The sequence below is a fragment of the Nocardia sp. NPDC056064 genome (assembly GCF_042266925.1).
In the GTDB taxonomy this organism is placed as follows: Bacteria; Actinomycetota; Actinomycetes; order Mycobacteriales; family Mycobacteriaceae; genus Nocardia.
Window position 1 is genome coordinate 134,597 of sequence record NZ_JBHJWO010000001.1, and the last position, 23,539, is coordinate 158,135.

24 protein-coding genes and 1 pseudogene are annotated in these 23,539 nt (G+C 69.3%); 8 read left to right on the plus strand and 17 right to left on the minus strand.

The annotated features are described in order from the left end of the window. Positions 1-61 precede the first annotated feature (61 nt). The 4 genes from ACFC06_RS00670 to ACFC06_RS00685 form a co-directional block, all read right to left on the minus strand. Positions 62-271, minus strand: coding sequence for a hypothetical protein (locus ACFC06_RS00670; protein ID WP_375926064.1), 210 nt, complete (start codon positions 269-271; stop codon positions 62-64). 218 nt (positions 272-489) lie between these two features. Then, on the minus strand, positions 490-777 hold the full coding sequence (locus ACFC06_RS00675) for a hypothetical protein (RefSeq protein ID WP_375926067.1): 288 nt from the start codon (positions 775-777) through the stop codon (positions 490-492). Positions 778-930: 153 nt separating this feature from the next. Continuing rightward, positions 931-1,080, minus strand: a complete 150-nt coding sequence (locus tag ACFC06_RS00680) for a hypothetical protein (protein WP_375926070.1) — start codon at positions 1,078-1,080, stop codon at positions 931-933. Then, complete coding sequence (locus ACFC06_RS00685) at positions 1,077-1,700, minus strand: ferric reductase-like transmembrane domain-containing protein (protein ID WP_375926072.1); 624 nt, start codon at positions 1,698-1,700, stop codon at positions 1,077-1,079. The genes ACFC06_RS00680 and ACFC06_RS00685 overlap by 4 nt, the downstream gene beginning before the upstream one ends. 99 nt (positions 1,701-1,799) lie before the next feature. Here ACFC06_RS00685 and ACFC06_RS00690 point away from each other — a divergent pair, with 99 nt between their 5' ends. Then, positions 1,800-2,744, plus strand: a complete 945-nt coding sequence (locus ACFC06_RS00690) for a LysR substrate-binding domain-containing protein (protein ID WP_375926075.1) — start codon at positions 1,800-1,802, stop codon at positions 2,742-2,744. A 253-nt stretch (positions 2,745-2,997) separates the two neighbouring features. Next, positions 2,998-3,639, plus strand: coding sequence for a hypothetical protein (locus ACFC06_RS00695; RefSeq protein WP_375926078.1), 642 nt, complete (start codon positions 2,998-3,000; stop codon positions 3,637-3,639). 63 nt (positions 3,640-3,702) lie between these two features. On the opposite strand, the gene ACFC06_RS00700 is transcribed toward ACFC06_RS00695, so the two are convergent. The 12 genes from ACFC06_RS00700 to ACFC06_RS00755 all read right to left on the minus strand — a co-directional run bounded on the left by ACFC06_RS00700 (position 3,703) and on the right by ACFC06_RS00755 (position 18,353). Continuing rightward, positions 3,703-4,818, minus strand: coding sequence for an LLM class flavin-dependent oxidoreductase (locus ACFC06_RS00700; protein WP_375926081.1), 1,116 nt, complete (start codon positions 4,816-4,818; stop codon positions 3,703-3,705). Positions 4,819-4,864: 46 nt separating this feature from the next. Further along, complete coding sequence (locus ACFC06_RS00705; RefSeq protein ID WP_375926084.1) at positions 4,865-6,667, minus strand: acyl-CoA dehydrogenase family protein; 1,803 nt, start codon at positions 6,665-6,667, stop codon at positions 4,865-4,867. 7 nt (positions 6,668-6,674) lie between these two features. Further along, positions 6,675-7,631, minus strand: coding sequence for an ACP S-malonyltransferase (locus ACFC06_RS00710; protein WP_375926087.1), 957 nt, complete (start codon positions 7,629-7,631; stop codon positions 6,675-6,677). After that, complete coding sequence (locus ACFC06_RS00715; RefSeq protein WP_375926089.1) at positions 7,628-8,671, minus strand: 3-oxoacyl-ACP synthase III family protein; 1,044 nt, start codon at positions 8,669-8,671, stop codon at positions 7,628-7,630. The genes ACFC06_RS00710 and ACFC06_RS00715 overlap by 4 nt, the downstream gene beginning before the upstream one ends. A 154-nt stretch (positions 8,672-8,825) precedes the next feature. Beyond that, positions 8,826-10,049 carry a helix-turn-helix domain-containing protein gene (locus tag ACFC06_RS00720; protein ID WP_375926092.1) on the minus strand — a complete coding sequence of 408 codons (1,224 nt, stop codon included), beginning with the start codon at positions 10,047-10,049 and terminating at the stop codon, positions 8,826-8,828. 110 nt (positions 10,050-10,159) lie between these two features. Continuing rightward, entirely contained in the window at positions 10,160-10,879 is a 720-nt protein-coding gene (locus ACFC06_RS00725) for a GNAT family N-acetyltransferase (protein WP_375926095.1), read from the minus strand. Positions 10,880-11,152: 273 nt separating this feature from the next. Further along, positions 11,153-12,136, minus strand: a complete 984-nt coding sequence (locus ACFC06_RS00730; RefSeq protein ID WP_375926098.1) for a helix-turn-helix transcriptional regulator — start codon at positions 12,134-12,136, stop codon at positions 11,153-11,155. Positions 12,137-12,208: 72 nt separating this feature from the next. Beyond that, positions 12,209-13,000, minus strand: coding sequence for an ABC transporter permease (locus ACFC06_RS00735; protein ID WP_375926101.1), 792 nt, complete (start codon positions 12,998-13,000; stop codon positions 12,209-12,211). Beyond that, entirely contained in the window at positions 12,997-13,806 is an 810-nt protein-coding gene (locus ACFC06_RS00740; protein ID WP_375926104.1) for an ABC transporter permease, read from the minus strand. The genes ACFC06_RS00735 and ACFC06_RS00740 overlap by 4 nt, the downstream gene beginning before the upstream one ends. Beyond that, positions 13,803-14,753, minus strand: a complete 951-nt coding sequence (locus tag ACFC06_RS00745) for an ATP-binding cassette domain-containing protein (RefSeq protein WP_375926107.1) — start codon at positions 14,751-14,753, stop codon at positions 13,803-13,805. The genes ACFC06_RS00740 and ACFC06_RS00745 overlap by 4 nt, the downstream gene beginning before the upstream one ends. A gap of 70 nt (positions 14,754-14,823) precedes the next feature. Further along, on the minus strand, positions 14,824-16,530 hold the full coding sequence (locus ACFC06_RS00750; protein WP_375926110.1) for an ABC transporter ATP-binding protein: 1,707 nt from the start codon (positions 16,528-16,530) through the stop codon (positions 14,824-14,826). Next, a complete protein-coding gene (locus tag ACFC06_RS00755) occupies positions 16,527-18,353 on the minus strand; it encodes an ABC transporter ATP-binding protein (protein WP_375926113.1) in 1,827 nt (608 codons plus the stop codon). Before ACFC06_RS00755 ends, ACFC06_RS00750 begins: the two co-directional genes overlap by 4 nt. A 43-nt stretch (positions 18,354-18,396) precedes the next feature. On the opposite strand from ACFC06_RS00755, the gene ACFC06_RS00760 reads away from it, so the two are divergent. From ACFC06_RS00760 to ACFC06_RS00780, 5 genes are read left to right on the plus strand one after another with little or no spacing between them, the layout of a single operon-like run. Continuing rightward, positions 18,397-19,053: a TetR/AcrR family transcriptional regulator gene (locus ACFC06_RS00760; RefSeq protein ID WP_375926116.1), complete on the plus strand. Its 657-nt coding sequence runs from the start codon at positions 18,397-18,399 to the stop codon at positions 19,051-19,053. Between the two features lie 41 nt (positions 19,054-19,094). Beyond that, positions 19,095-20,066 carry an ABC transporter substrate-binding protein gene (locus ACFC06_RS00765; protein WP_375926119.1) on the plus strand — a complete coding sequence of 324 codons (972 nt, stop codon included), beginning with the start codon at positions 19,095-19,097 and terminating at the stop codon, positions 20,064-20,066. After that, on the plus strand, positions 20,059-21,120 hold the full coding sequence (locus ACFC06_RS00770) for an iron chelate uptake ABC transporter family permease subunit (protein WP_375926122.1): 1,062 nt from the start codon (positions 20,059-20,061) through the stop codon (positions 21,118-21,120). Before ACFC06_RS00765 ends, ACFC06_RS00770 begins: the two co-directional genes overlap by 8 nt. Continuing rightward, positions 21,117-22,139 carry a FecCD family ABC transporter permease gene (locus ACFC06_RS00775; RefSeq protein ID WP_375926125.1) on the plus strand — a complete coding sequence of 341 codons (1,023 nt, stop codon included), beginning with the start codon at positions 21,117-21,119 and terminating at the stop codon, positions 22,137-22,139. Before ACFC06_RS00770 ends, ACFC06_RS00775 begins: the two co-directional genes overlap by 4 nt. Next, on the plus strand, positions 22,136-22,942 hold the full coding sequence (locus ACFC06_RS00780) for an ABC transporter ATP-binding protein (protein WP_375926128.1): 807 nt from the start codon (positions 22,136-22,138) through the stop codon (positions 22,940-22,942). The genes ACFC06_RS00775 and ACFC06_RS00780 overlap by 4 nt, the downstream gene beginning before the upstream one ends. Before the next feature lie 18 nt (positions 22,943-22,960). Here the strand turns inward: ACFC06_RS00780 and ACFC06_RS00785 are convergent, their stop codons facing one another. Further along, a complete protein-coding gene (locus tag ACFC06_RS00785; RefSeq protein ID WP_375926131.1) occupies positions 22,961-23,272 on the minus strand; it encodes a DUF2316 family protein in 312 nt (103 codons plus the stop codon). Positions 23,273-23,416: 144 nt separating this feature from the next. Between ACFC06_RS00785 and ACFC06_RS00790 the strand changes: the two are divergent. Beyond that, positions 23,417-23,539, plus strand: a pseudogene (locus ACFC06_RS00790) (MarR family transcriptional regulator); the annotation flags it as partial.

A 23,539-nucleotide genomic window follows, 5' to 3' on the forward strand; every position in this document is an offset into this window, starting at 1 on the left:
GCACTGTCGGACGAGGTAAAACTGGCTTCCGAAGTCAGTCAAAGCCGCGCACGGGGCTGTGTCAACCCCGGTGGAAGGTGACGAGGTAGCCCGCGGCGGCCGGGAGGTGGGGGTTCTGGCAGCTCGGTTCGACGCCGGTGCCGGTGATGGAGACCGTCGCGTCGGCGAAACGGGTGCTGTCGGCGCGGATCACATTGCTGTGCGAGATCCGCTCCGGTGGACAGCCTGCCGCCAGCGCCAAGCGAACTTCCTCGGTGGACGCGACATCCATGCCCGCGTCGTAGCAACGCGGCGAGTACTTCCGGTTCCGGGCGGGCTTTCACCGCGAACTGTACGCGCCCGCGTCCGGCGAGCGCCGTGAGGTAGCGGTCCTACGCGTGCTCCACCACGTCGATATCGAGAGCCGCGCAAGGTGTTTCGGATTCCAGCTGGGCGAAGCGACGCAATCGGTACGGAGCAAACAGCCAAAGACGCTGTCCCGCTGTGGTATCACCGACACCGGTGATCGCCGGATGACGCCGCCGGCCGCGAGCCAGACGGCGGTGTAGCCGTTGACCATCGCGACCGCACCCACCCGTTGGCGGCGTAGAACTGCGACGAGTCGTACCCGGAGAACATCGCGGGCAACCCGGCCAGATGCAGGGCCGCGTAGCCGAAGGCGAGCAGCAGCAGATGGCTGATGGCGCCGTAGAGCAGGGAGGTCGGAACAGTGCGGGTCGGGTCGATCTCGGCCACGGCCCTGATCGTGGTGCCACCCTCGAGGCCCTTCGCGACCATGTCGACGATCGTCCAGGCCACCCCGGCGGTGCCCGCGAGCGGCCCGAACCATTCGTAGCGGGCATCGGCGCGCGTGATCAGGGGCCGGATGCCGCGCGACCTGCACGCGGTCGCCCGGGTGGTCGGCTACCTGGGACGCTGGCGGGCACCCGGTCAGTCGTCGTCCGGTGGGGGAGCGGTCCAGGTGTTCCAGCCGTGGTGTTCGAGCGCCACGACAGCGGGGGCGCCCGCGGTGAGCGCCGTGGCGGCGATGATCGACAGGACGAGCAGGCGCTGGGCGCGGCGGCGATCCCGGCGGTTCATCGGGTCGACCTCTCCCGGCGCAGGGCCACCACCCGGCGCCGGACCACGGGGATCCGGAGCAGGTACGACGGGCCGAAAAGTACTGTCACCAGGATGATCTGGTCGAGTCCCAGGAAGGCGACATGGGCGATGACCAGCAGCACCACGCCGTGTGCGAGACGGTGCAGCACCTTCCACTGGCGGCCGAGGAACCGCTGTGCCGCCGGGTAGGAGGTGAGCGCAAGCGGGACGGCCAGAACGACGGCGGCCGTGCCGGCGGCGAGAAAGGCGGTACCCGCGACGGCGTCGAGCCATCCCGTGCTCGCGGTGAGAACGCTGACCGCGACCTCCACCGTGCCCAGCGCCACGGTCCACAGTCCCAGATCCCGGCGTAGCGGAATGTGTCCGCGCCACCCGGTGAGCGTGACCAGCGGGGTGACTGCCATCGTCGCGGCCAGCGTGAACAGGGCCGCCGAGCCGACGATGTCGGGTGCCTCGGCGGCCAGCGCGAGCCGCCGGTCCGAGTCGATCGCGAGTACCTGCTGCACCAGCACCGCCAGGGCGACGGCGGGCAGTGCCCGGATCAGCCACAGCAGCGCGGTGGTGGGGCGGATGCCCGAACGCGGGAGTGAGAGGGTCATGGTCGCCGGACCTCCTGGGGCAGAGCGAGAAACGAGCCGCGGAGATCCAAAGTAGAGTCGGTGTCAGTTGCACACAACTGCATCTTTCACAAGGAATGAATGCGTCTCATGCACTCCGGAATGTCGCTGTCCAACATCGACCTCAACCTGCTGGTCGCGCTCGATGCTCTGCTCGAGGAGGGGAGTGTCAACGGCGCCGCCGCGCGCCTGCACCTGTCCGGACCGGCGATGAGCCGCACACTCGGACGTATCCGCATCGCTCTCGCCGACCCGATCCTGGTGCGGACCGGACGCAGCATGACCCCGACCCCGCGGGCCGTGGCCATCCGGTCGGAGGTGCGCGAACTCGTCGAGCGGGTCGGCTTGCTGTTCGCCCCGGTCGCCGAGATCGAACCGTCGACTCTCGTGCGCGAGTTCGCGATCCAGATCGACGAGGCGCTCGTCGCCGTGTTCGGTGGTGAGTTGCTCGCCGCCGTCGCGCGGACGGCACCGGGTGTCTCTCTGCGGTTCCTCGGCGAAGGCGCGGTGACCGAAGGCGGACTACGTGGTGGTGCGGTAGATCTCGAAGTCGGCCAGATCACCGGCGCCGCACCGGAAGTCCTGGTCGAGCCGCTGTTCGCCGACCGGATCGTCGCCATCGTGCGGCCGGGACACCGGCTCGCGGACGGCGCACCGACCGTGCGCGATTTCGCCGCGGCCGACCATCTCAGCACCTCGCGCCGCGGCAGGCGGGCCGGTCCGATCGACGCCGCCCTCGCCGAACTCGGGCTGCGCCGCCGGGTGGTCGCCTCCGCGCCCAACTTCACCGCCGGGCTGTTCCTCGTTCGCGACAGCGACCTGGTCGGGGTGGCGGGCGAGCGGGCGCACCGCGGGCTCCTCGCGTCGCTGGGCCTGGTCAGTGTGCCGGTTCTCCTGCCGGTACCCCCGGTCGAGATCGCCATGGCCTGGCATCCCCGCCATGCCGCCGATGGGGAGCACCGGTGGTTGCGTGAGCGGGTCCGGGACGTATTCGCCCCGCTGGCAGCGATGGCCGGAGAGGTGTAGGGCAGATCCCGATCTCGCACGCGAAATACCCGATCCGCGGTGGTTTGTCGATACCCGCGGCGGCGGGACCACCGGGCGATTCGTGCCAACAACCGACGACCCGTTCCAGCAATCGAAAAGTGCTGGCAAGGAATGGTTTTCGTGCGGTCGGTCTGTCATCATCGGTCCTGGCGACCGCCCGGCTGTGCGTGTACCCGGGTGGTTGTCGTTCCGAGCAGTTCGATGGTTGGTTCCCTACGATCGAAGGAGTTCGATGACTGTCAAGCCCGATGCCGTGTGGAAGCACTCCGGTGCCACCGCGTGGGTCTTTCCGCACAGTTCCGGCGTGCAACGTCCGGTCGTTCTGGTCGCCGACGGCGGCCCGGTGGACATGGAGGCCCTCGTCGGCAAGCTCGATGATCCGGAATTCGCGCTGCGCGAGCAGCTCGCGGTACGGGGACGGGACCTGATCGTGGTCGGTTTCGACCACGACCCCACCGATCTGGCCAAGGCCGGTAGCGGTGTCCTCGAGGTCGTGTTCCGGTCGATCGGCGAACGGACGGGTCAGCAGCCGCTGACCGTCGGCGGGATCGGCCGCGGTGCGCTGGCGGCCAGATACGCACTGGCCAAGATGGAATGCGATCGTATGGACCATCAGACCAACCTCTACTTCTCCTACAACGGTGCCGGACCGGCGACGACGCAGGAATCCGCTCAGCTGGAGAAGGTCGGTGGCAGGCCGATGCGCCCGTTCCTTCTGAAGGTCACCGCCGGTGTTGCCGACGTGGAGGGCCTCAGCGAAGACGCGACCCCCGACGAGACGATCTTCGATGACGTTCTGTTCGTCGCGGAGCCCTCCGCCACGGGCATCGTGACCGCCGAAGCGGCCAAGTGGCTGCTGGATCGCCTGAGGTAACAGCGGAGGTCCACTGTGTCCGGCGTTCGTTCCACAGGCGCCGGACACAGTGCGTGAGGCCTGCTACAGCCTGCGAATCTTCCGGAGTGCGCGGATGAAGGGAACACCAGAACTCAGTCCGCGGGTCACATCCGGCCGAAACGAGCTGACATTCACCAGGACCGGGTATTCCAGCCCGCCGTCACGCCATTCGGCAAGCTGATCCTGGATCTGCGTCGGTGTTCCGGTCACGCAGTATTCGCGGATCATCGACACCGGGATCTGCTCGACACCGGACAGCACTGTCGCACGATCGAGGGTTTGGGGAAGCAGGTCCTGGATACCGGAGAAGCCCGGTCCCAGTGGATGTTCGAGTCCGTGGCGCCGCCACAGATCCGCACTCATGCACAACCCGAAGGCCCGGGCGCCGAGTGAATCGACTGCGTTCTCGACGTCGGCGTCGCTGTGACCGGTGATGACGAACAACAGCGCGGCGGGCACGATCGACAGCGGGTCCCGGCCGGCGTCGGCGGCTTCGTTCCTGATCCTGTCGAGCCGACGGCGGTAGTCCTGCACCGGCTGCGGATAGGCCGGAAACCAGCCGTCCGCGTATCGGCCGACCGCGCGCAGCATGCGCGGACCGTGCGCGCCGACCCAGATCCCGGGCCGGGTATCGCGGTAGGGCGGAATCTCGAAGACGGCATCACGCAGCGGGAAATACGCGGAGTCGCGGCTGATCGGCGCTCCGTTCGAATCCCACAAAGCCCGGATGGTGGCCATCGCCTCCTCGAAGCGTGCCACCGGCCGGGTCCAGTCGATGCCGAAGGGCTCGTTGTTCTCCCGCTCCCCGGGACCCAACCCCAGGATCGCCTTGCCGCGACTGAGCTGATGCAGGGTCGCCGCGGCCTGCGCGGTCACCGCGGGATGCCGCCTGGCCGCGTCGGTCACTCCGATTCCCCAGCGCAACCGCGTGTTCTTCGCGGCCAGATAGCCCAGAACCGTCCACGGCTCGTAGTGGGCGTTGATCCCCGGAAGCAGCCGTGCGGCGCCGATGTCGTCCGGCTGCCAGATCGATGGGGGCAGCAAGCCGATCAGATGATCCGGAACGAAGACCGAGTCGGCGCCGCCGAGCTTCGCTGTCGCCAGGGTGACTCGCAGGGTCAGATCCGGCGCCGGGCCCGGCCGCAGGGCCAGATCCATCACCCCGGTCCGAAGACGTCGCTTTCCTCGCATCGACCCGCTCCCTTCACCGTACGAGATCTGGAAAATCGATGGCATCGACCAGGTCGTCGAGCCACGGCACCAGTGCGTCGCAGAGCTGATCGTGCGCGCGCCACAGCCTCGGGGAGAACCCCGGCGGGACGACGTCGAAATCGACCAGAGCGGCGGTGTGCTTCCGGAGTGTGGCCAGGGCATGCACCCTGAGCAGCTGCCCGACCGGCGCCGGCAGCGTGGCCTCGCCGCCGGCGAGGAGTTCGAGCACGATCCGGTCCGCGTAGGTGGTGGCGGTCAGCAACGCGAGTGGCTGGTTGTCGCACCAGAAGTCGAACTCCGCCACACCGTCGGCCTCGGCTGCCGACCATCGGTGTGACAGCTCCGAGCCGAGCCTGCTCTCCAGTGCCCGCGCGATCGCGAGGCACTGAGCGAGATCGGTCAGATCCGCCGTCGGGTCCGGTGACAGCGGCTCGGGCGGGAGATAGTTGATGCCGTTGACCATCGCGTGGGCGGTGTCGAGCAGGATCAGGTCGTTCGCACCACCGCCCGAATCGTAGGCAGCCGCCCAGCCGACGTAGGCGTTGAGGCGGTCGTCGGCGGTGAATCCACTGGCGCCACACAGGATTCTGCTGGTGGTCGCCACCTCCGAGCACAGCAGGTTGGCGGCGACCTTGAGCAGTGCCAGCTTCCCGTCCACCGCCGACCAGGGTGCCCAGGTAGACGCACCCGCGGGTCGCGGCTCGTCGGCGGGCCGGTTTCCCGCGGCATACCGGCTGACGAGTGCCAGCGCGTACCCCGCTGCCGTCGCGTCGGTGACCGCCGCGCGTACCGCGCGGAATTCGATGAGCGGCAGCTCGGGTGCGACATGGGCGCCGGAGAAGTGGCCGCGGGAGTGGCGGTGCAGGATCTTCGCGGTTGCCTGGGCGACCCCGGCGGATCCGGCCACGATGCACATCCAGACCAGTGGTCCCGGCACGCGCATCGTCCGGGTGCGCCGTGCGTCGGAACCTGGCTCGGGATCGGTGAAGTCGCCGTCGGCGCTGATCGTCGCACCGTCGGGCAACCAGGTATCGAAGGGGACACGTTTCCGGTCGAAGCGGACGTAGGCGTAGTCCGACGGCAGGGCGCTGGTGTCGGGAGCCGCGATCAGCTCGACATCGGAGGCGAGGGTGCCGTCGGGATCACGCAGCACGACGATGAACACGAACATGCCGCGCTCGATCCCGTTGATCACCAGCTGGGCGTAGACGGCCGCGGTCTTGGGAACGGTCGGGCACGCGCTGTTGTTGGGGTACTTCGCCGCGGCCCTGGTCGGTGAATCCAGGACGAATTCGCGGGTGGCCGGATCGTATTCGGCCCGCGTGCGTGGATGCAGGTGGCTTCTGCTGTATTCGGCCGCCTCGGTCAGCAGGGCGACACCGAAGGAGTTCATCTTCGCCAGATCGGCGAGGATCGGCCGCAGACCAGGGCCGATCGTCCCCGCCGCGAGCATCGGGGCGACGGTCAGGGTGTAGTGCACGATGCAGAAGTGGAACATCGACGGGTTGGCGACGACCATCCGCGTCATCAGCGTGGCGAGATTCTCCGGCCGCCCGATCAAGTCGGCGACCGGGGGCGCGTGGCGTCCCGCAGCCCGGCACCGCGCATACATCACCTCGGCGCGCTGGTAGGGAGTGACCGCGTCGAGCCACGCGAACGCCGAATCGGGCAGTGCGCGGTGGAGCCAATCCCGGGCGATGGCGTATTCGTGTTCACCGTCGGCGTTGGCGAGGACGCGGCGGAGGGAAATGCGTGACAGGCCGCCGGTGCCGTCCGCGTTGATATCGGCAGTCATGGCCGTCCTATCCGAGATCCGGGGGAAAAGGGGGTGGTGGGGTGGTCAACCAGGTGGGTTCGCCGACCAGGGGTGCGAGGGTGCGCGCGCCGGGCACGGTGTCGCGCACGCAGTCGCACAACACCTCGCCACTGCCCAGTTCCACGAACAGCGTCGGGGATTGGGCCGCGACGGCCGAGAGCGTTTCGGTGAGGTACACCGGTTTCGTCACGCAGTCGGCCAGTGCCCGCCGCAGGTCGTCGCCGTCGTGGTACGCGCGGCGCCGCACCGGGGAGTACATCGGAATGCGCGAGGGGGCCATCGGTATCTGCGCCAGACGGCGGTAGAACTGCTCGGCGACTTCCCCGAGTTCTGGGTGATGCGCCGCGTAGGGGATTCGCAGCCGCGTCAGCGATTGCCGGGGCCGCACCACGGACATGAACTCCTCGACGATGTCGACCGGGCCGCTGATCAAGGTCTGGCGGGGGCTGTTCATGCAGGCGACGACGAGTTCGTCGCGCCCGAACTCGGTGAGTAGCAGCCGGGCGTCGGTCTCCGATCCCGCCAATCGCACTGTCGCACCGCGCCCCTCGTAGGCGGAGAAGGCGAAGTTCAGCGCGCGAACGGCTCGTGCGCCGTTCGCGACGTCGAACACTCCGACGCAGACCAGCGCGGCGATCTCGCCGAAGCTCTGACCGATCAGCGCGCGCGGACGGATGTCGCGGGCGAGGAGAATCGCCGCGACGCTCACCGAGATCGAGTACACCGCGAGCTGCCGAACCAGCACCGGATTCTCCTGGCGCGGTGGATGGTCGGTGAGCAGCACCGAACGCAGCGCGGCGACCTCGGTGCCTGTCGCCCCGGCGACGTCGGCCAGGACACCATCGATGGTGTGTTGGGCGTCGTCATCGGCCTCGTACAGCACCCGCAGTGCCCCGGTGGGATCGCCGCCCTGGCCCGGGGTGAGGAAGACCGCCGATCTCATGCCGCCGCTCCACTGCCGGTGCCCCAGGTGAGGACAGTGCTACCCCAGGTCGCGCCGGCACCGAAGCCGACGATCAGGATCCGATCGCCCTCGTGGAGCCTGCCCTCGGCGTGTGCGGTCGCGAGCGCGTACGGTGTCGACCCGGCGCCGATATTGCCGACCCGGTCGCCGATCACGACCATCCGATCGGCCTCGAATCCCGCTTCTGCCGCGAGGGCGCGAACCAGCGCGGGGTTCGGCTGATGCGTCACCAGCAGATCGATCCGTTCGGCCGCCAGCCCGACGCTGTTCAGGGCGATCGCCGCCGCCCGGGGAAAGATGTCGAGGATGAAATCGCGCACCGCACGGCCGTCCATGTGGATGAGGTGAAGTCCCGCGTCGAGCGATGCGTGGGTCGCCGGGATCCGGCTGCCGCCACCACGGATGAGAACGTCGTCGGCCAACCTGCCGTCGGCGCCGAGCGTGATCGGGCCGAAGCCGACCTCGGGCCCGACGGGTCCCAGGATGGTCGCTGCCGCTCCGTCGCCGAACAGTACGGCGGTGGCACGGTCGCCCCGGTCGAGGAACCGGGAATACACCTCGACGCCGACCACCGCCGCATACCGGGCGCGATGATCGGCCGTGAGCCAGTCGGCCGCCACCCGGGCACCGAAGATCCAGCCCGAGCACGCAGCCGAGACATCCAAAGCGACGGACTGCGGCGCACCGAGGAGGTTCTGCACGCGGCATGCGGTGGAAGGGCCCAGTTCGTCGGGGGTCGAGGTCGTCAGAACGATGAGGTCGAGCTGGTCCGCCGACAGCCCCGCGGAGTCGAGCGCGTCGCGCACGGCTTCGGTGGCGAGATCGGACGCGGCCTGGTCCGAGGCGGCCACCCGGCGTTCGAGAACACCGGTCCGTTCGAGGATCCAGTCCGCGCTCACTCCGGCGGCCTCGGCGATGTCCGCGTTGGCGAGCACTTTCTCGGGGAGATAGCGTCCGGTGCCGATGACGCCGATGCGCCGGCTCCCTTCCGCTCGGGTATTCGTCGCTTCCTTCGCCATCGGTGTCATCCCTTCGAATTGCCCTGATCACAGGCTGAAGGATGAATCGATGCGCGGCCCAATACTTCTCGGCCGCAAGTTTCCTGTGGTCGGCCCGTTGTCGTTCCCGGTGATCTTGGGACAAATCCCGGTGCGCCGCTGCTGAACCCGGCGGTCAGCCCAGTCCCGCCAGCGCCGCCAGACGGCGCACCTCGCGGCGGGCGATGACGTTGCCCCGGCGCAGGACGTGCTGGATGCAGCGGTGCGCGTCTGGGTCGTAGCGCAGATCCTCGGGGGAGACCTCGGCCGCACGACTCAACGCCAGCACCACTGCGGCGTGGTCGCGCTGTGCCGCATAGGCACTCGCCTGATAGATGTAGTACTTCACCCGGCGCGGCGACGGATGATCGTCCGGAATATCGAGGTGATCGGCCAGCCGGAGAATTTCCCCGGTGTCGTTGCGCTGGGCCGCGATCTCCATGGCGGCGATCGCGACCTCCACCGGTCCGAACGGAATCATCAATACTTCCGAATCCCTGCCCAATTCCTGTGCAGTGGAATGCAATTCGGCCAGCATGTGGACAGAATCCCGGCCGGCGCGTTCATAGGCGGCAGCTCGGGTGGCGACCAATCGCAGGGCGGCGCACAATCGGCGGCACTCGTCGCTGTCGGTGCCTTTGCGCTCGAGGCGCGCTGCCGCCGCGAGCGCGTAGTCCCGGCTCGCATCGGGAATCGAGAGATTGAGCAGGGACTGGCTGACGTGCCAGGCGCCGGCGGCGATCAGCACCGGCTCGCGTAGCTGGGCCGCGGTGCCGATCGCCCGGTCGGCGACGGTGGCCGCCATGCTGTGGCTGCCGGTCCCCGCGAGGATCAGCCGCGCCAGATGGTAGCCGCTGACCAGGAGTTCCGCGCTGGGACGGTCCTGGCGTCGCCATCGCACCGCTCGGCACATCCGCAGTACCGGGGGGAGCTCGGCGGCCAGCCGGGAGTATCGATGACGGGAGCTGGTCCATACCGTGCGGCAGGCGTCCATCGCGGCCGACAGTTCGGCCGGGTCCTGGTCGGGTAGGGAATCGCCGCTCGCGTAGATGCCGAGTGCCGGATGGTCGATGACGACTTCGTAGAGCGCGCGCAGTAGCGGTGGCTCCGGCGCGGATTCGCGCGAATTCGTCACCGGCCAGTCGATGAGTTCGGCTGGATTGTCGACCTGCAATACCTGCGCCAGCCGGGAAACCACCTCGATGCTGTCGAGCTGGCTGCGGCCCGATTCCACCAATCGCAGCCATTCCTCGCTCCGGCCGACGAGATTGGCCAATACCCGCCGCGACAGTCCGCGCCGTCGCCGCCGCATCTCCAGGCGTTCACCGATACTCAGCGATTCGAACTGTGGGGAGCCCATGAACACGCACCTCGCAATCGATGGCCGGATACGCCATCAGTATCGCTGATCGAAGGTGGAGCAGAGGCGTTTTGAAAATTGTATTGTGTTGTCACGCAAGGGATATCGTGCTAGTTGTGTTCCCTGGTATGGCATAGTCGCCAACGGGACTCCTGATCTCCGACCGAGCACGAGACCAGTTCGTATCCCGTCGAGAGCAAGTTGGCGAGCCTCGTGTAGAACGGCTCGTCGGGCTGGTGCTCGGTCCCCAGGTCTTCGCGCAACTCCACGCTGTCATCGGTCGGTGTGGTGGTGTGCGGCCGCGCCCTCGTGACCGGTGCGGCATCCCATTCGGCGATGACGCGGTGGCTGTTCGGGGTGCCGTACATGTCGGGCACGAACCACTTGCCGCGCGCCCCGACGACATCGAGATAGAAGTGGGCATTGCGGGTGTCGCGAGGGTCGAACGCCCAGCGTATCCGCGAGATGCCGGCCGCGCGCGCGTGCTCGGCGACGGCGTTCATCAAGGACCTCCCGATGCCTGAGTTCTGGTATCGGGGATGGACGGCGATGAGCTGGAGGTACAGGTGGGCGCCCAGGCCATGGGTGGTGATCCCCGCGAATCCGTAGGCGAATCCGATGAGGCTGCGGTCACGGTGTGCGCCGAGCACGAACCCGCCGTGTCGAGCCATGGCTGCGAGCAGCCGCGGCGCCATGGTGCATTCTGTGTCCGGTGTGTGGAATACGGTGCGATACAGCCTGATCCCCTCGGCGATATCCCGTGTATCGGTGATCGACCTTATTTCCGGACCCGCTGTCCGTGCCCGGGGCGACATGGGTTCGACACTCAACCGAATCCTCCTGTTTTCGTGGTTGCACGGCCCGAATCGAACCGATGCTACATCGTTGCTGGAGTGTGGATGGCGCGTCGTGAACTGCGCCTTTCACCCGCTGTCGGCCCCACGTTGTCGCTCATTCGGGCTGTAGTTCAGCAGAACTGTCCGGTCGATGTATGACAATTCATGCCACAGTGAAGTAGCTGTAAGGTTGCCAATGGCGCTATGTGACGAATAGTGCCATATTCCGTCCCGGCGTTTCGTGACAACGAGGGGCCGGATGGTCGGTCAGTTCACGGTGCGGAGATCAGTGGCAACCCGTTGCCGGAATTCCGCTGGTGTGACGCCCACCTCGGAACGGAATACCCGATAGAAGTTGCGGTCCCCGGTGAACCCGCAGGCCCGCGCGACCGAACCGACGGTCCGATCGGGTGCGGTGATCAGCAGCTGACAGGCCTGCTGGATACGCATCCGCCGCAGCAGCGCCATCGGCCCACCGTCGATGTCGGCGAGGAGCCGGAACAGTTTGCGTCGGGACACCCGGCATGCCTTGGCGACGATCTCGGTGTTGAGCTGAGGGTCACTGAGATGCAGACGCAGGAACGCGATCACGGACTCCCGGTCGTAGACGTCGGCGGCGGGCTCGGTGGGCATCTGATCGACGCGGTGTGCCAGCGCGGCGCCGAGCAGGTCTATTCCGGCATCCAGCAATGCCGTGGTCCGGAACGACGTCTGCGGAAGCGAGATCAGACGCCGGAAGTAGTCGATGATCAACCTGCCGTGCGCGGTCGGCTCGACGACGGTCACCGTCGGGAACTCGCCGTCGCCGATTCCTGCGGCAGCCAGCACCAGATCACGCGGAGCGGTGATCAGCAGGCCCTGGAACCGGTTGGTGCGCGACTGCTGTGGGCGCCGGCCGTCGGCGATGAACATCGAACCCACCGGGGTGCTCAAATACTCGTCACCACTGGCTATCTCGGCGACTCCGATCATGGGCACGGTCGCGATCACCGTCGACGCTCCCGCCCTGGTGATGTCGCTGTCGCGGCGCCGGATGAGGTACGGAGTGTTCTGCACCATGGTGATCGAGACCCGCTCCGAATGCAGCCTCGGAGTCAACGCCCCGTAGAACGTCCCGGCACCGAGCTGCTCGGCAGCGCAGGGCATGATTCCCTCGCTCATGATCGACGACCACAGGTCGAAGGCTTCCCGGTCGTCGACGTGCGCTGTCGAGACCGTCGTTCCGCCCACGACCACCTCGTTGTTGTCCATGCCGAACATCCTGACAGTGCACCCTGTGTGGGCGCGGCCATGACATGCAGCACACCTGGCGGTCGGCCTGTGTCAGCGGCCGCGGCGGCGGTATCCGCGGATGGCGAGGGTGGCGAAGACCACGGTCAGGCCCACGGTCCACGCCAGGGCGCGCAGGGTGGGGGCGGCGATCGGGCCCGAGGAGGCCAGGCCGCGCATCGCCTCCACCACCGACGACACCGGGTTGGCGGCGGCGACGGGCTGGATCCACGAGGGCAGGTCCTGGCGGGGGACGAAACCGGTCGACAGGAACGAGGCCACCAGCAGGATGGCGTTGAGGGCCGAACCGACCGCCTCGCCGGACTTGGCGTAGACCGCGATCGCCACCATCATCCAGGCCACCCCGGTGCCGAAGACCAGGGGCAGCGCGAAGAATCCGAGCGCGCCGGGAACACCGCCGGTGAAACGGAATCCGAGCAGGTATCCGACGCCGACCACGGCGAGCAGGGTGATCAGATTGCGCACGGCGTCACCAGCGATGCGCCCGATGAGCGGCGCCGAGCGCGCGATCGGCATCGCGCGCAGCCTGCGGTCGAAGCCGGACTGCAGATCGTCGTAGGTGGTCATGGCGGTGCCGAGACCGGCGAACATGATGCCCATGACGGCGAACAGCGGCAGGCTGAAGTTCACGTAGTCGGCCCGGCTGCCGCCGGGGGCGACCAGCGAGCCGAACGACACCGTGATCAGGATCAGCAGGATGAGCGGGAAGAACGTCGCCATCATCAGCAGGACGGGGTTGCGCAGCGTCACCCGGATGGCGCGGACGGTGAGCGACCATCCGTCGAGCAGGACGTGCGGTCCCGGCGCGGTGCGGGGTTCGGTCACAGCGACCTCCGATAGGTCCGGGCCGCGATCGCGACACACACGACGAATCCGCCGGTCAGCCACAGCAGCGCGATGGTCACCGGCCGGGCCACGGCGGCCTCGGAATCGGCCAGCGCGCGCAGTGCGTCGGCGGTGCGGCTGAGCGGCTGGTTGGCGACGAAGGGCTGCAGCCAGCCCGGGAACGCCTCGGTCGGGGTGAACGCGTTCGACACCAGCAGGAACGGGAAGAAGATGACATTGGTGATCACCTGCACCGAGTCCACCTTGCCCGCCGCGAAGCCGATCGCGATGAACCCGGTGCACACCACCGCGGCGAAGAACAGGGCGACGAGCACGAATCCGATCGACGCGAGCACGCCGCCACCCAGGCGGAAGCCCATGAGGGCACCGGCGGGCAGCAGGACCACGATCGTCAGCAGTGCCCGGCCCAGTTCCGCGCCGACCAGTCCGAGGACCGGGGCGAACGGGGACACCGCCATGGAGCGGAGCCTGCGGATCATGCCGCCGGTGACGTCCTCCACCGACAGGATGGCCGCCGACATGGCCGTGAACAGCATCGCCTGCAGGATGACCGCGGGCAGCAGGTACTGCCCGTAGTCGCTGCCGATCCGGCGTTCGACGACGGTGCCGAACACGACGTAGAACATCGTCGCGAACACCAGCGGCAGCACGACCGCACCGATGACGGAGGCCGGCCGTCTGCTCATCAACCGCAGATGGCGCGCGGCCAGCACGGCGGTGTCGGCCCAGATCGACGGATGCGGGCGGGGCGGCGCGGCAACGTTTTCCGGCGTCGCGGTCGTCATGGGGTGTCCTCGGGCTCGCCGGCGACACTCGGGTGTCCGGTCAGGCGGAAGAACACGTCGTCGAGGGTCGGGCGGCGCAGGGCGATGTCGTCGACGGCGATCTCGGCGGCATCGAGCTTGCGCACGACATCGACCAGCGTGGCCGCGCCCGCCGCGGCGACAGCGACACCGTCGGTGAGTTCGGCGAGCCCGGCCATGTCCGCCAGCGCGGCGGCGATGCGGGGGCGCTCGTCCTCGGCCGCGGTGATGTGACAGACCGACCCGCCCGCCTGGTCCTTGAGTTCGTCGGCGGTGCCGTCGGCGATGACCCGGCCGTGGTCGACGACCACGATCCGGTCGGCCAGTTCGTCGGCCTCGTCGAGGTATTGGGTGGTGAGCAGGATGGTCATGCCGTCGTCGCGCAGGTCCCGGACCACGTCCCACAGCACCGCGCGGCTGCGCGGGTCCAGGCCGGTGGTCGGTTCGTCGAGGAAGAGCACTTCGGGCTTGCCGATCAGGGACGCGGCCAGGTCGAGGCGGCGCCGCATACCGCCGGAGAAGGTGCCGCTGCGCCGGTCGGCGGCCTCGGTGAGGTCGAAGCGGTGCAGGAGTTCGTCGGCGCGCTGGGTCGCCTGTTTGCGGCCGAGTTTCAGCAGGCGCCCGAACAGGGTCAGGTTCTCGCGGGCGGTGAGATTCTCGTCCAGGGCGACGAACTGGCCGGTCAGGCCGATCACCGACCGGACCGCTCCGGCCTCGGCCACCACATCGTGACCGGCGACCCGCGCCTGCCCCGCGTCGGGAACCAGCAATGTGGTCAGTACGTCGATCGTTGTCGTCTTTCCCGCCCCGTTCGGTCCGAGCACCCCCGCGATCGTGCCTCGCTCCACCGCGAAACCGAGTCCATCGAGTGCGGTCACCCCGCCGAACCGTTTGACGAGACCTTCTGCCTCCACGGCATAGTCCACCATGAAGTTAACTTAACCTAACCTAACCCGAATTGGCCAGGGTGCCACGGCATCCGAATGGTGGCCCAGGGCCTCACCCCGCGCCGAGCATGCGGGCGAACGCCCCGTCGCGGCTCGCCAGCAGGTGAGGTGGCCCGGATTCGGCGACGCGGCCCTCACGCAGGACGACGACGTGGTCCGCGGACATGATCGTGTGCAGGCGGTGGGCGGCGATGATCAGCGTCCGCTGCCCGGCCATCCCGGACAGCCACTGCTGCACGACCGCTTCCGAGAGCGGGTCGAGGGCCGCGGTGGCCTCGTCGAGGACGACGACGGCCGGGTCCTGGACGGCGATTCGGGTCAGGTGCACGCGTTGCTGCTCGCCGCCGGACAGCCGCGCGCCGTGCGCGCCGACCACGGTGTTCCAGCCGTCGGGCAGCCGCGCGACGACCTCGTCGAGACCGGAAAGCCGTGCGGCCGTGTCGAGTTCGGCGTCGGTGGCGTCGGGCTTCGCCAGCCGGACATTGTCGGCGATGGTGGCATCGAGCAGGACCGTCTCGGCCAGCACTCCGCCCACGCGCGTGCACAGCTGCGCGAATCCCACCTCCCGCACGTCGATCCCGCCCACCCGCACCGAGCCCTCGCCGGGATCGGCGAAGCGCAGGATCAGCCGCAGCAGGGTGGTCTTGCCCGCCCCGGACTCGCCGACCAGCGCCACCGTCGATCGCGGGGGAATGTCGATGGAGATGTCGTGCAGCGTGGGTTGCGCGGAGCCGTGGTAGCGGAAGCTCACACCGTCGAGCCGCACACCCAGGGCCGCGTCGGCGGGCAGTGCGGCGGGCACGGCGGGCTCGGGAAGCGGTCGGGTGGCGAGGAATTCGGTGGTGCGGCGGATGGTGGAGCGGGAGGTGCGCAGCATCCGGGCGGTGGCGGCGACGGTGTCGATCGGTTCGGTGAACCGCAGCGCCATGGTCAGCACCGCGATGAGCACGACCACGTCGGCCGGTGCGTCGAGCAGCTGCCATCCGATGACGGCGACGAGCGCGGCGACGGTCAGGTTGACGGCGGTGCCGAAGGCCGCGCGGGCGGTGATCTCGGTGCCGACGCTCGTGTGGGAGGTGCTGTCGAGGACGTCGAGCGCGTCGGTGAGCAGCTTCTTGCCGAGGGTGTCGCGGTGGGCGGTCCGCAGCGTCGACTGGGATTCGGCGTATTCGATGATGCGCGCGGTGGCTTCCACATTCGCGGCGTGGTCGGCCTGCTCGCTCCGCTCGAGGGTGCGGGTGGTGACCCGGTAGACCCCGTAGAGGACCGGCAGGGCGGCGAGCATGATCAGCGCCGCGGGCAGGCTGGCCAAGGCGGCGAAGGCGAGCACGATGGCCGGGGTGAGCACGCCGCGGGCCAGCGCGGCGAGGTTGAGCAGCACATTGCGGGTGGTGCTGATCGCGCCCGGCCACAGCAGGGTGATGAGCTCGGCATTGTGCCGGGGGGAGAACCAGTCCAGCGGCACCTTGCGCAGGTGGGCGATCTCGAGCTCCTGGATGCCCGCCATCGCGTCGAAGGTCGCCCTGGTCGCCTTCTGACTGGTCCAGGCATTGGCGATCAGTGTGATCACGGTGGTGATCGCCAGGGCGAGCAGCCACCAGATCGCGGTGGACGAATCGCGCAGGATCGCGGCCAGCGTGGGCAGGGTGAGTCCGACGGTCATGCCCTCGAGCACGGCGTAGCCCACCGCGCGGACGATCTGATCGCGATAGTTGGCGACGGTCCTCGCGTCGAGAACCGCCAGCAGATCCTTGATCATGACCGGCCTTCCGCCGTAGTGGACGTGTTGCGCACGGTGGCCTGCCACATGCTCCGGTAGGTGCCCGCGCTCGCCGCGAGTTCGGTGTGCCCGCCGACCTGGGTGACGCGCCCGGATTCGACCATCACGATCTGATCGGCGGCGGCGATCGAGCGCAGATGGTGGGCGATGAAGACCACGGTGCGCTCGCGCGCGACCACGGCGAGCGCCTCGTGGATGGCCGCGGCCGACTCGGGGTCGATATGGGCGGTGGGTTCGTCCAGCACGAGCACCGCGGGGTCGGTGACCACCGCGCGGGCCAGCGCGATCCGTTGACGTTCCCCCGAGGACAGGTCGATGTCCTCGCCCACGACGGTGTCGTAGCCGTCGGGCAGCGCCCGGACGCGCTGGTCGATCCGGGCGATCACGGCCGCGGCGACCACGTCGTCGAGCGAGGCGTCCGGTCGCGCGAGCCGGATGTTGTCGGCGACGGTGGTGCGCAACAGGATCGCGCGCTGGGGCAGGACGGTGACGCGCCGGTTCAGCTCGGCGGGGTCGATCTCGCGGACATCGACGCCGCCCAGGCGCACCGAGCCGGAGGTGGCGTCGTGGTGGCGTGCGATGAGCGCGGCGAGGGTGGACTTGCCCGATCCGGACGGGCCGACCACCGCGGTGAACGAGCCCTGCGGGATCTCGAGCGAGACGTGCTCGAGGACGGTGTCGTCGTCGTAGGCGAAGCTCACGTCGACCAGCGAGATCGTGTTGTCCGACGGTGTTCTCGGCTGCTCGGGGACCGGCAGCGGCGGCTCGGCGAGGAACCCGGCGATGCCGGTGGCGGCGTTGGCGGCACCGACCACACCCCAGCGGGCCAGGGTGATCGCGGCGGGCGCGGCGGCCAGCAGCGGCGCGGCGATGACGAACGGAACGAGATCGGCGGGGGCCAGGACGTCCGCGTGGATCAGCAGGTAGCCGAAGCCGAGCACCACCAGCAGCGTCAGGACCGGGTCGACGAGCGCGCCGATCCGGGTGCCGCGGGTCTCCTGCTCGCGATGGGATTCGACGATCACCCGGTGCAGGCGCGCGTGCGCCTGCAGCAGCCGCGACGGGGTGGTGCCCAGCGCCGCCCCGAGCCGCAGCGTGACCGCGTCGCGCAGTTCCTCGTGCGCCGCGGCCGACAGCTCCGCGATGGCCGGTCCCTGCTCGGCGTGGTAGGCCATCGCCCGCTGGTAGATGCCCTGCTGCAGAACGTAATACGTGGCGATGGGCACGGCGACGGCGAGGGCGAGGCGCCAGTCGATCAGCACCAGCCACACCCACACCGCGGCCGGGGCCACCGAGGCCTGGAGCAGTTCCATCCGCCCGTGCGCGACCGCGCTGTGCAGGGTCTCCACCTCGTTGCCGAACACCGAGAGCGCCTTCTTCGACGCGTCGGAGGTGAACCAGCCCACCGGCAGTCGCGAGATGTGCTCGGCGGCCAGGGCACGGAGGTGCCTGCGGACCCGCAGATCGGCGACATGGGTCAGGTAGTAGGCCAGCGAGGTGGCCAGGAATCCGGCCACCACGGCCACACAGACGGTCACGATCCCGGCGACGATGGCCGGGCGCGGATCGGGGTCGGCGCCGAGGTGCGCGTCGTAGGCGGCGCGGGCGATGAGCCAGATGCCGCCGAACGTGACGACGGTGAGCGCCGACGCCGCGATCTGGATGATCGTCGCGGCCCGCAGCAGCGTCGTCGCCGGTGCGGTGAAGCGGCGCAGCGCGGTCCTGTCGACCGGCGGGACGGCATCGATGCGTCTCAGCCGTGCCGCGGCCGCGCGGACCGATCCGGGGGCAGTGTCGGGCATAGCAGTTCGGTGACCTTCGATGTGGTGGCGATACGGTGGTGTGATGGGTTCCGGGAGCGAGCGGCCGTTCTCGCCGCGATTGGGGCGGCGACCGACCACCTCGGTGGACGACATCCTCGACGCCGCCGAACGCGTCGGTCTCGACCGGCTCACCCGCGCCGCGGTGGCCCGTGATCTCGGCGTCTCGGACGCGACGATCCGCCATCACGTGCAGTCCATCGATCGGCTCTACGCGCTGGCGTGCGCCCGGGTCTTCGACGGCCTGCGGCTCGACGTGCCGGAGGAACAGTCCTGGCAGGGATATCTGCGGGTGCTGGCCCGGCGGTTCGCGGAACTGCTGAAGCGGTATCCGGGGCTCGAGGACTACGTCCTGCGAGGTCCGTACGAGCGCACGACCCTCGGCGCGTTCGAACGGATCATGGACGAACTCATGCGCCGGGACCCGCGCCTGGATCGCCGCGCGGCCCACATCCTCGGCTCGCGCCTGCTCACCCTCACCGCCGCGCTGCGGCCACCGCAGCGCAACCGCTATCCGAACGGGCAGTACCCCCGCACCGAACTGCACGACGAACAGGTCGCCTGGACCATCGAGGCCTTCCTGCTCGGCGCGGACCAGCTCGTCACGGCGGGGCGGCTGCCCGAGGCGATCCCGACGCCGGACGCGGCCTGGACTCATGTGGACGGCGATTCTCACTCCTAGAACATAGGACACCCTTACCTATTATTGCTAGGGTAGCAATCGTGTCGCTCCTCTCCCGCTCCAGAACCCTCGGCGCCGTGCTGGCCGCCACCCTCGGCCTGCTGGTCGTCACCGGCTGCTCGTCCGGCTCCGAACAGAGCCCCGGCGCGACCGGCGCCGCCGGGGCCTACCCGATCACCGTCACCACCGCCACCGGTGACACGACGATCGAGAAGAAGCCCGAACGTGTTGTCACCCTGGGTAATCCGGCCTTCGAGAACGTGCTCGCGCTCGGCATCGACCCGGTCGGGGCCAGCGTCCACAACATCGAGAAGCTGCCCTATCTCGCCGATCGCGCCGGGCACGAGGCGATCAACGGCGAACTCGCCGACGTGTACGCCAACGAGATCGACTACGAGGCCATCCTCGCGCTGACCCCCGATCTGATCGTCGCGCCCGCCTGGCCGCAGTTCGCGGACAAGGCCGTGGTCGCCAAGCTGAACCAGATCGCGCCCACGCTGGTGTTCGACATGCAGGACGCCGCCAAGGACTGGCGGGTCGGGGTCCGGCAGGTCGCGCGGGCCTTCGACGAGGTCGACCAGGGGGAGAAGCTGATCACCGGCGCCGTCGACGCGTTCACCGCGGTCGGTGCCCGGCACCCCGGTCTCGCGGCGAAGCCGTATTCGTTCGGGCTCTACTACAAGACCGACATCATGCTCGCCTCCGGCGGAAACATCCTGCGCCTGTTCGGCATGCGCCCCGCCGCCGACCAGACCGCGGTCGAGGAGGCGGGCGCCCGGACGGTGTACTCCGGTGAGACCGCGGGCGATGTCGACGGCGCGGTCGTGCTGCTGCTCCCGTCGCCGCGCGACGCGATCGCCCAGCTCGAAGCCGCTCCGGCCTGGGCGGGCAACCTGTCCGGTCGGGTGGTATGGCTCAGCGACGCGCAGGGTGAGGCGATCAACAACGCGGGCATCCTCGGCAAGACCTGGGTGCCCCAGGATCTCGACGCCACCTTCGCCCGCCTTGGCTGACCGCTCCGTCCCCACTGTTTCCCGGACCGTCGATGTCGTTGCGCCGCAGCGGTATCGACGGTCCGCTCGTCGTCGGTGGGTCGCCCTGGGCGCGGTCGCGGTCCTGTGCCTGCTGATCGCGGTGAGCCTGTGTGTCGGCGCCCGCGGCATCGCGCCGGGCACGGTCCTGGACGCGCTGCTCGGGATCGGGTCAGGGGAGGAGTTCCGGATCGTGCGGGATCTGCGGGTGCCGCGCACGGTCGCCGGGGTGCTGGCCGGTCTCGGGCTGGGGGTGGCAGGCGCGGTCATCCAGGCACTGACCCGCAATCCGCTCGCCGATCCCGGGCTGCTCGGCGTGAACGCCGGTGCGGCGGTGGCGGTCACGCTCGCGGTCGGTGTCTTCGGAGCGACCGCGCCGAGCGCGTACGTATGGTTCGCGCTCGGCGGGGCCGGGCTGATCGCGGCGCTGGTGTACCTCATCGGGTCGGCCGGGCGAGGCGGGGTCGATCCGGTGCGGCTCGTGCTGGCGGGCGTCGCCCTGGCCGCGGTCCTCGGCGGTGTCGTCACCGCGATCACGTTGCTCAACCCGGACGCGTTCGCGCAGATGCGGGCCTGGAACGCGGGCACCCTGGTGGGGCGCGACTTCGGCGTGCTGCGGGCCGTGGCGCCGTTGCTCGCGCTGGGTCTCCTGCTCGCACTGCTGCTCGGTCCCGCGCTGAGCGCGCTGACACTCGGTGACGACGCGGCCGCCGGGCTGGGCGCCTCGGTGCGGCGCACCCGGACGCTGTCGATCGCCGCGATCACGCTGCTGGCCGGTGGCGCGACCGCGATCGCCGGTCCGATCGTGTTCGTCGGGCTCATGGTTCCGCACGCGGCGCGCCGGTTCGCCGGCACCGATCAGCGGTGGATCCTGCTGCTCAGCGGCCTGCTGGCGCCCTCGTTGCTGCTGCTGGCCGATGTCGTCGGACGGGTGGTGATGCGGCCCGCCGAGGTGCCCGTCGGCATCGTGACCGCGGTCCTCGGCGGCCCGGTGCTGATGATGCTGGTGCGGCGGCGCGCGGCGGTGCGACTGTGACACACACACGAACCGGGCCGCGGCGCCGGGCGATTCGGCCGCGCGCGGTCGTGGTGTGCGTGCTGCTCGCGATCGCCGTGTCCGGGGTCTGCGTGGTCACCCTCGGCACCGGCGACATCACATTGTCGCCCACCGAGGTGGTCGCGGCACTGCTCGGCGGTGGCGAGCGCACCGACCGGATCGTGGTGCTCGACTGGCGGCTGCCCCGGGTGCTGGCCGCGGTCGCCTTCGGTGCCGCGCTGGCGCTGAGCGGTGCGATCTTCCAGTCGCTGACCCGTAATCCGTTGGCCAGTCCCGACATTCTCGGATTCTCGGCGGGGTCCTACACCGGCGCGCTGATCGTGATCATCGTCTTCGCCGGTGGCTACGCCGAGGTCGCCGTGGGCGCGCTGCTCGGCGGCCTGCTCGCCGCGGCGCTGGTCTACACGCTCAGTGTCCGGTCCGGCGTGCAGGGATTCCGGTTGATCGTGGTCGGGATCGCGCTGGCGGCGACCCTGGGCGCGCTCAACACCTGGATGGTGCTGCGCGCCGACATCGAGGTCGCCGTGACCGCCGCGGCGTGGGAGGCGGGTTCGTTGAGCACCGTCACCCGGGAGCAGATCGTGCCCGCGATGCTCGCGATCGCGGTGCTGCTGGTCGTGCTCCGGCTGCTCGCCCCGCTGCTGCGTCATCTCGAACTCGGCGACGACACCGCCACCGCGCTGGGACTGCGGGTCGAGCCCGCCAAGCTCGCGCTGGTGATCGTCGGCGTCGCGTTCATCGCGATCGTCACCGCCGTGGCCGGGCCGATCGCCTTCGTCGCGCTCGCGGCACCCCACATCACCCGCCTGCTGCTGCGCGGGACCGCCCTGGTGCTCACGGCCACCGCGCTCACCGGTGCGCTCGTGCTCACCGTCGCCGACCTCGCCGCCCAGCATCTGTGGCGCACGCCGCTGCCGGTCGGTGTGGCCACGGTCGTCCTCGGCGGCGGCTACCTGGTGTGGCTGCTGCTGCACGAGATCTGGAGAACACGATCATGACCGACGACAGCCGCCTCGGCCTGGACACGGCGACCCTGGCCTACGACCGCCGCGTCATCGCGCGCGAACTGTCCCTCGCCGTCCCGGACGGCTCGTTCACCGTGATCGTCGGTCCCAACGGGTGCGGCAAGTCGACGCTGTTGCGCGCGCTCGCGCGGCTGCTCGCGCCCACCGCGGGCGCGGTCCTGCTCGACGGCCGCACCGTGCAGTCCTACCCGGCCAAGGAATTCGCCCGCGCGGTCGGCTTCCTGCCCCAGTCCGCGACCGCCCCCGACGCCATCACGGTCGCCGATCTCGTCGCCCGCGGCCGCTTCCCGCACCAGGGCCCACTGCACCGCTGGACGCGTAGCGACGAAGAGGCCCTCTGGGAGGCCATGACCGCCACGCGCACCGACGACCTCGCCGACCGTCCGGTGGACGAACTGTCCGGTGGCCAGCGTCAACGTGTCTGGATCGCGATGGCACTGGCCCAGCGAACCCCGATCCTGCTCCTGGACGAACCGACGACCTTCCTCGACATCGCCTTCCAGCTCGAGGTCCTCGACTTGCTCCACGACCTGCGCACCAGCGGCCGCACCATCGTCGCCGTCCTGCACGACCCCAACCACGCCGCCCAGTACGCCTCCCACCTCATCGCCATGGCCGACGGTGAGGTCGTCGCCGAGGGCGACCCGCGCACGATCATCACCGGCGAACTAATCCGCCGCGTCTTCGGAATCGAGAGCACCATCCTGCCCGACCCGGTCACCGGCACCCCGCTGGTGATTCCCCGTGGACGGCGCGACTCACCGCTGATCGGCTGAACCCGTCCTACGCGCCGGCTACTCGCCGGTGGTGTCGATCGGCGGTGGTGTCCGCAGCGGGAACCAGCGGGCCGCGGCGACCCGTGCGCGTTCGGTGAGGACCGAATAGGGGACCGGGTCCACCCGGCGGGCGAGGACGAGGTTGTGCAGGTGATCCCGCAGCAGCCAGACGTCCTGCGGTTGCGCGTCGTCGCAGTTCAATGTGCGGTCGAGCTGGTCCTCGCTGAATCCCAGGTCCGCGCGGACCTGTTCGGCGGTGACTTCGGCCAGTCGCAGATTCGCTTTCAGCTCCGCGCTGGTGCGGGCCTGTTCGGCGCGGGTGAGTGACATCGACGCCTCCTGGAAACGATGATCCGACGTTCGCGTGGCAACCCACAGTATGGGCACACGCGGTCCTGATCCGCCGGAGCGCCACGGGTAGTAGTTAGTGCACGAACTGTTCGTGTAATAATGATCTGGACGAGGGAGGTGGACATGCAGGAGATCGACGATCCGTTGCGGCTGGACCGGCAGGTGTGCTTCGCGCTGGCGGTGGCCAATCGCTCGGTGCTCGCGGTGTACCGGCCGCTGCTCGACCCGCTGGGGCTCACGCATCCG

Excerpts from the sequence above, each read along its gene's own strand:
- ACFC06_RS00670 (WP_375926064.1), bottom strand. The coding sequence starts at position 271 with ATGGATGTCGCGTCCACCGAGGAAGTTCGCTTGGCGCTGGCGGCAGGC.
- ACFC06_RS00675 (WP_375926067.1), bottom strand. The coding sequence starts at position 777 with ATGGTCGCGAAGGGCCTCGAGGGTGGCACCACGATCAGGGCCGTGGCC.
- ACFC06_RS00680 (WP_375926070.1), bottom strand. The coding sequence starts at position 1,080 with ATGAACCGCCGGGATCGCCGCCGCGCCCAGCGCCTGCTCGTCCTGTCG.
- ACFC06_RS00685 (WP_375926072.1), bottom strand. The coding sequence starts at position 1,700 with ATGACCCTCTCACTCCCGCGTTCGGGCATCCGCCCCACCACCGCGCTG.
- ACFC06_RS00690 (WP_375926075.1), top strand. The coding sequence starts at position 1,800 with ATGCGTCTCATGCACTCCGGAATGTCGCTGTCCAACATCGACCTCAAC.
- ACFC06_RS00695 (WP_375926078.1), top strand. The coding sequence starts at position 2,998 with ATGACTGTCAAGCCCGATGCCGTGTGGAAGCACTCCGGTGCCACCGCG.
- ACFC06_RS00700 (WP_375926081.1), bottom strand. The coding sequence starts at position 4,818 with ATGGATCTGGCCCTGCGGCCGGGCCCGGCGCCGGATCTGACCCTGCGA.
- ACFC06_RS00705 (WP_375926084.1), bottom strand. The coding sequence starts at position 6,667 with ATGACTGCCGATATCAACGCGGACGGCACCGGCGGCCTGTCACGCATT.
- ACFC06_RS00710 (WP_375926087.1), bottom strand. The coding sequence starts at position 7,631 with ATGAGATCGGCGGTCTTCCTCACCCCGGGCCAGGGCGGCGATCCCACC.
- ACFC06_RS00715 (WP_375926089.1), bottom strand. The coding sequence starts at position 8,671 with ATGGCGAAGGAAGCGACGAATACCCGAGCGGAAGGGAGCCGGCGCATC.
- ACFC06_RS00720 (WP_375926092.1), bottom strand. The coding sequence starts at position 10,049 with ATGGGCTCCCCACAGTTCGAATCGCTGAGTATCGGTGAACGCCTGGAG.
- ACFC06_RS00730 (WP_375926098.1), bottom strand. The coding sequence starts at position 12,136 with ATGGACAACAACGAGGTGGTCGTGGGCGGAACGACGGTCTCGACAGCG.
- ACFC06_RS00740 (WP_375926104.1), bottom strand. The coding sequence starts at position 13,806 with ATGACGACCGCGACGCCGGAAAACGTTGCCGCGCCGCCCCGCCCGCAT.
- ACFC06_RS00745 (WP_375926107.1), bottom strand. The coding sequence starts at position 14,753 with ATGGTGGACTATGCCGTGGAGGCAGAAGGTCTCGTCAAACGGTTCGGC.
- ACFC06_RS00750 (WP_375926110.1), bottom strand. The coding sequence starts at position 16,530 with ATGATCAAGGATCTGCTGGCGGTTCTCGACGCGAGGACCGTCGCCAAC.
- ACFC06_RS00755 (WP_375926113.1), bottom strand. The coding sequence starts at position 18,353 with ATGCCCGACACTGCCCCCGGATCGGTCCGCGCGGCCGCGGCACGGCTG.
- ACFC06_RS00760 (WP_375926116.1), top strand. The coding sequence starts at position 18,397 with ATGGGTTCCGGGAGCGAGCGGCCGTTCTCGCCGCGATTGGGGCGGCGA.
- ACFC06_RS00780 (WP_375926128.1), top strand. The coding sequence starts at position 22,136 with ATGACCGACGACAGCCGCCTCGGCCTGGACACGGCGACCCTGGCCTAC.
- ACFC06_RS00785 (WP_375926131.1), bottom strand. The coding sequence starts at position 23,272 with ATGTCACTCACCCGCGCCGAACAGGCCCGCACCAGCGCGGAGCTGAAA.